Origin of the sequence: uncultured Agitococcus sp., assembly GCF_937920075.1 — a bacterium.
Taxonomy (GTDB): Bacteria; Pseudomonadota; Gammaproteobacteria; order Pseudomonadales; family Moraxellaceae; genus Agitococcus.
This window is the reverse complement of sequence record NZ_CALETI010000342.1, coordinates 1-5,951: the sequence shown is the minus strand read 5'-3', so window position 1 is coordinate 5,951 and position 5,951 is coordinate 1. Positions and strand designations below refer to the sequence as shown.

The following is a 5,951-nucleotide window of genomic DNA, read 5'->3' as shown; positions in this document are numbered from 1 at the left end:
AAAGAGGAAAAAATCGTGTTAAATCCAATTAAGAAGACATTTCAATACGGTGCACAAACGGTGCAGCTTGAAACGGGTGCAATAGCAAGACAGGCAACAGCAGCAGTTATGGTACATATGGGAGATACTTCAGTACTTGTAACTGTAGTTGGCGCAAAGGAAGCACAAGGGGGTACGGACTTTTTACCACTTACGGTGCATTACCAAGAAAGAACGTACGCAGCTGGTCGTATTCCTGGTGGTTATTTCAAGCGTGAAGGCCGTGCTACTGAAAAAGAAACCTTAACCTCTCGTTTGATTGACCGTCCAATCCGTCCTTTGTTCCCAGAAGGCTTTTATAACGAAGTTCAAGTAACGGTAACCGTTGTTTCTACAGACAAAGAAAGTGATCCAGATATCGCTGCGATGTTGGGTACTTCTGCTGCGTTATCTATGGCTGGTATTCCTTTTAAAGGTCCAGTCGGTGCAGCACGTGTGGGTTACATCAATGGTGAATATGTCTTAAACCCAACCTACAAAGAATTAGCTAACTCTGATTTAGATTTAGTCGTTGCGGGCACTGATAAAGCGGTGTTGATGGTTGAATCTGAAGCTAAAGAATTAAGCGAAGATCAAATGTTGGGCGCAGTGCTTTTTGGTCATGAAGAAATGCAAACCGCGATTGAATCTATCAAAGCATTTGCTGCAGAAGTCAATTCGACACCTTTAGCATGGCAAGCACCTGTGGTGAATGTTGAATTAAAAAATGCATTAAAAGATGCGTTTGCAGCCAGCATTTCTGAAGCCTATACCATTGTTGAAAAACAAAGCCGTTATACTCGTTTAGATGAAATCAAACAGCAAGCTTTAGCGCAATTTGCGGCTGAAGAAAATCCTCAGTTTGTTGCTGATGATGTATTAACAGCATTTGAAGACTTAAAATATCGCACCGTTCGTGACAATATTTTAAGTGGTAAGCCACGTATTGATGGTCGTAATTTAGAAACTGTACGTGCTTTAGATGTCCAAGTAGGCGTTTTAGGCCGTGTACACGGTTCTGCTTTGTTTACGCGTGGTGAAACTCAAGCTCTAGTAACCGCCACGTTAGGTGGTACACGTGATGCAATGATTATTGATAGTTTAGAAGGTTCTTTAACTGAAAACTTCATGTTGCATTACAACTTCCCAGCTTACTCAGTTGGTGAAACTGGTCGTGAATCTGGGCCAAAACGTCGTGAAATTGGTCATGGTCGTTTAGCGCGTCGTGGTGTACAACCCATGTTGCCATCCCCAGAAAAATTCCCTTATGCTGTGCGTGTTGTTTCTGACATTACCGAATCCAATGGTTCTTCTTCTATGGCTTCGGTTTGTGGTGCTTCTTTAGCATTAATGGATGCAGGTGTGCCATTAAAAGCGCCTGTTGCTGGTATTGCGATGGGCTTAGTTAAAGAAGGCGATCGTTTTGCTGTGCTTTCAGATATTTTAGGTGATGAAGATCATTTAGGTGATATGGACTTTAAAGTAGCAGGTAGTGCCAATGGTATTACTGCTTTACAAATGGATATTAAAATTGAAGGCATCACCGAAGAAATTATGGAAGTTGCTTTAAACCAAGCACGTGGTGGTCGTTTGCATATTTTAAATGCTATGAATCAAGTGATTGCTAATGCTCGTCCAGAAGTGAGCATTCATGCACCAACTTATACAACTTTACAAATCAATCCAGAAAAAATTCGTGATGTGATTGGTAAAGGTGGCGCAACGATTCGTGCAATCTGTGAAGAAACTAAAGCCACGATTGATATTGAAGACAACGGCTTTGTGCGTATTTATGGCGAAACTAAAGGTGCAACACAAGCAGCTTTAGCCAAAGTACAAGCGATTACTGCTGAAGTAGAAGTCGGTGCTATCTATGATGGCTTAGTTTCTAAGGTTGTAGAATTTGGTGCATTTGTGACCATTATGCCTGGAACAGATGGTTTGGTGCATATTTCCCAAATTACCAACGAACGTGTTGCGAATGTCGGTGATTACTTAAAAGAAGGCCAAACTGTTAAAGTTCGTGTCATGGATGTTGACCAACGGGGTCGTATTAAGTTATCTATGAAGGATGTAAGTAACGCTTAAAAAGAGAGGAGGGATAATCTGTCAAGATTGTCCCTCGTATCTGATTACAACGAAAGAGCGTTTAAGTAGAGCGATACGTTCTATAAAAATTTAACAATCATTGCGACCTTTAAAAATAAGACATTATCATGGCTTAAGTATAAGAACATTCAATAATGATTGATGTTTTTTGAGGTTAAGTGATATTTAAAGTAATTGTTTGACAAATAAACAATTCAAATAATAACCATGCTAGGATTTATGATATTAATCTTGGCGTGATTTTTGCGCTAATCATCAAGAAAAAAATGATGATCGCGTGTATAACTTAAAAAAACAAATCTAGGAGATAAGGCATGAAATTATCACACTACCTGCGTTTAGGTGTGGTTTGTTCTGTAATTGGTGTACAGACATTAATATCAGGGTGCTCACAAGTTGTTAAGGGCGGTGCTCATATCGCTTTGTCTTTTAGTGAAAGTTATATTGTTCCACCAATTTTGCAGTTAAATGATGCACCAATGGCTTGTGCTTCAGGTGAATCATTAACACCGTTAATTTTAGCGACACAAGGCATGGGTGCTGACCCAGCTAAGCTAGCTGTATTTATGTATGTATCTGCAGGGTTATGTGCTGAAGATCGTGCTTTAGAAAATGAATTACGTTATTTACGTGCTTCTCGTGCCAATATGATTGAAGAAGCACAAGATGCGCGTATTAACCAAAAGCGTTGGGCTGCATTAGCCGCACGTCGCCAACAAGAAGCCTATAATCGTTTTGTTGAGCGTTTTGAAAAAGAATTTCGTTTTAAAATCGGTGCTTCTTGTCCAACTTTAAAAGAAGACTTTGACAAGTTGGTTTATTTGGTTGGTCTAGCCTCTGGTATGCAAGCTATTGTTAACGATATTGCAGCTCAAGGTGTGGTGGGTGTACCAAAAGACATCGCAGCGATTGTTGAACGTGGTATGGCTTGTTTAGACAATGCTGAATACTGGGGCGTACCAATGGCAACACGTGCTGCTGTTTGGTCATTATTGCCTGGTGCTAGCGAAGGTAAACCAGACCCATTTACCGTCATGAAAGACTCTACTCGTGTTGGTGAACGTAAAGGGGTACGTTTGGCTCATGCTATTTATGCTTTATCAGCTCAAGCTAAAGGTGATGAAGCTTTATTGCGCGATGCGTTAAAAACTTATGGTGCAGCTAACAATATGGCGGTTAACCCACAATATCGCTTATTAGATGCTTTGGGCGGCATGATGGTGCAAACTATTTCTGACCGTTATTGGACAGAAAAAACGGGTACGCGTACACCAGAAGATGGTTATACCAAGTTTTGGGATGATAAGCCCTCTGCTGAAGGTACAGGTGTATCGATTGACGATTTATTATAAAGGGTAAATATTATTTATCTGAGGACTTACGCACTAATTACAGTGAGAGGCGTAAGTCTTAATTTATTTTTGATTTGAGCTCAGTGCAGGTTTTATGGCAATACACATTAAGTCTGTCCTTTACATTGTAATGGGGCTGTTAAGCACTTGTTTGGTTTGGGCAAGTGAAACAGAACAAACAAATACGTCTATGGTTGACCGTACTATATGCGTGTGGGATTTGATGGGTGCAAATGGTGATAATTTTTCATTAATGAAAGATTATCGTATTGCTGCGCGTGAGTGGGGCGTAAATATTAAGCTCAAAGCATATAGCGATGAAAAAATTGCTACTGAAGATTTTCGAGTAGGGCAGTGTGATGCTGCGGTAATTACAGGTTTACGAGCTAAACCGTTTAATACCTTTGCGGGTAGTTTGGAGTCGATTGGCTCAATTCCTTCATATAAACACTTAAAAGTTGTGGTGGCTGCGATTAGTAGTCCAAAAGCAGCCAACTTAATGAAACAAGGTGACTATGAAGTGGGTGGCGTGATGCCATTGGGATCCGCTTATTTATTTTTGCGTGATCGCTCAATTGATGAAGTGGGTAAGTTGGCAGGCAAAAAGATTGCAGTGTTTGATTATGATAAATCGCAATCTCAATTAGTGCATGGTGTGGGTGCGCAAGCGATTCCTTCGGATATTAGTAATTTTGCAGCTAAGTTTAATAATGGTGTGGTTGATGTGATTGCCGCACCTGCAACAGCCTATCGTCCTTTAGAACTGTATCGTGGTTTAGGTCAAAATGGTGGTATTCCTGATTTTTTAGTTGCCCAAGTATTTTTACAAGTAGTGCTGCGTCACGAACGCTTTCCAGAAGGTTTTGGGCAAAAATCGCGTAGTTATTTATCAAGTCAATTTGATCGTGTGTTAGCGATTGTGCAACGTTATGAAAAAGATATAGACCCTAAATATTGGATGCATATTCCTGACGAAGATCGACCACGTTATGTGGCGTTAATGCGTCAAGCACGAATTGATTTAACCAATAACGGCACTTATGACAAACGAATGATGTCTTTATTAAAAAAAGTACGCTGTCAAGTTGAACCCACTAATTCTGAATGTAGTGACAATTTAGAATAATTTATTTAAGTTTTTATGAGTGTTGCTGTGCAGCATTCATGATGGGGAAGCATTATTTAGTCATAAATAATGTTCGTTGTAGTCGACAAGTAAGAGGAGTTTAGGCTGGCTCAGGGGTGTTACTTTGCAGTCTAAATTCTTAAGAAGCAGGAAAACATGAACCAGAAACCTGTATTTATGAACCGTTCCTTATCGGAATGGTTATCGAGTCTGCCTGTCTTTCTCTTGCTCATCTTAACATTAGTCATTGGTACGGGTGAAATGATTCACGGCCAATTGTTAAGAATGGGTGAAAAACTCTTTGGTGACCCCAGTACAGGGGTTCAGTATTTCATGCTGCGTGCTGACCCAACCAAACCAGATTGTGATCCTAATCCTGATATCGAAGCCGAAGTGCAAAAAAAAGTTGCAGGTGGTGGCGCAGATGATGAGTTTGGTGGTTTGTTTGCCGATGAAGTGGTAGACCCAGAAGCCGTACGTCAATCTTTAACCACTGCTCGTGATGAGTGCGTGGAAAAATTCAAAACCTATGAAAGTTTAGTCAAGCACGTCACGCCTGAATTAAAAGCCTATCGCACCTTTGAAACCGCCTTTTTTGGTTTGTTCCATTTTGGTACCGAAAATCGTTCAGTTATCTTGATTTTAATGGTAGCAATTGCTGCAACAACAACGACATTGGGTTTGCACCATATTGCCTTACGCCCACCTGTCACAAAAACAGACTTTAAGATTTATTCGATAGCAATGGTGGCAGCTAATGTGTTGTTGCTTGCATCGAGTATTTCTTATTGGCAATTACAAACAGCATCAGGTATCCCAATTGAACATCCGATTATTAATTATTTGTGGATGGGATTGTTTACCGTCTTAATTGGCATCAGTGCCAAGCAGTTAATTAAGCCGCCAGCAGATGCACCAGAAGGCGGTAGCATTGGTATGGCTTTATTATCTGTGCCTTTGTATGCCTTTATGGCACTTAATGCTGGTTTAAGCTTCTTGTTTGCTGGTCACTATTCTGGATTGGCAATTTATTTAGGCCAAATGATGGAGTTGTCAGGTGTATTCTTAAACTTGGCACTGTATATTTGGGTAGGTATGTTGCTCAAGCAAACACGTGTCGTTGACTTATTCTTGAACATCGTTCGTCCTTGGAAGTTCTCGCCAGAAGTTTTAACTTACATCATTCTTTTAGCGGCTGCGATTCCAACCGCTTATACAGGCGCTTCAGGTATTTTTGTTATTGCTGCGGGTGCGGTGATTTACAAAGAAGTGTATGCCTCTGGCGCACGTCGTCAATATGCTTTAGCAGCAACGGCGATGTCTGGCTCTTTAGGTGTGGTATTAAG

General features: G+C 40.6%; 3 protein-coding genes and 1 pseudogene. All 4 read left to right on the top strand.

Annotated features, from left to right (window positions below):
* Nucleotides 1–15 precede the first annotated feature (15 nt).
* Entirely contained in the window at nucleotides 16–2,106 is a 2,091-nt protein-coding gene (gene pnp, locus Q0212_RS11945) for a polyribonucleotide nucleotidyltransferase (RefSeq protein ID WP_297925789.1), read from the top strand.
* A 335-nt stretch (nucleotides 2,107–2,441) separates the two neighbouring features.
* Complete coding sequence (locus Q0212_RS11940; protein WP_297925787.1) at nucleotides 2,442–3,479, top strand: hypothetical protein; 1,038 nt, start codon at nucleotides 2,442–2,444, stop codon at nucleotides 3,477–3,479.
* A gap of 94 nt (nucleotides 3,480–3,573) precedes the next feature.
* Nucleotides 3,574–4,605, top strand: a complete 1,032-nt coding sequence (locus tag Q0212_RS11935) for a putative solute-binding protein (protein ID WP_297925784.1) — start codon at nucleotides 3,574–3,576, stop codon at nucleotides 4,603–4,605.
* Nucleotides 4,606–4,761: 156 nt separating this feature from the next.
* Nucleotides 4,762–5,951, top strand: a pseudogene (locus tag Q0212_RS11930) (hypothetical protein); the annotation flags it as partial.

What these genes read in the sequence shown, in the direction of transcription:
- Q0212_RS11940 (WP_297925787.1), top strand. Translation starts at nt 2,442, where the DNA reads ATGAAATTATCACACTACCTGCGTTTAGGTGTGGTTTGTTCTGTAATT.
- Q0212_RS11935 (WP_297925784.1), top strand. Translation starts at nt 3,574, where the DNA reads ATGGCAATACACATTAAGTCTGTCCTTTACATTGTAATGGGGCTGTTA.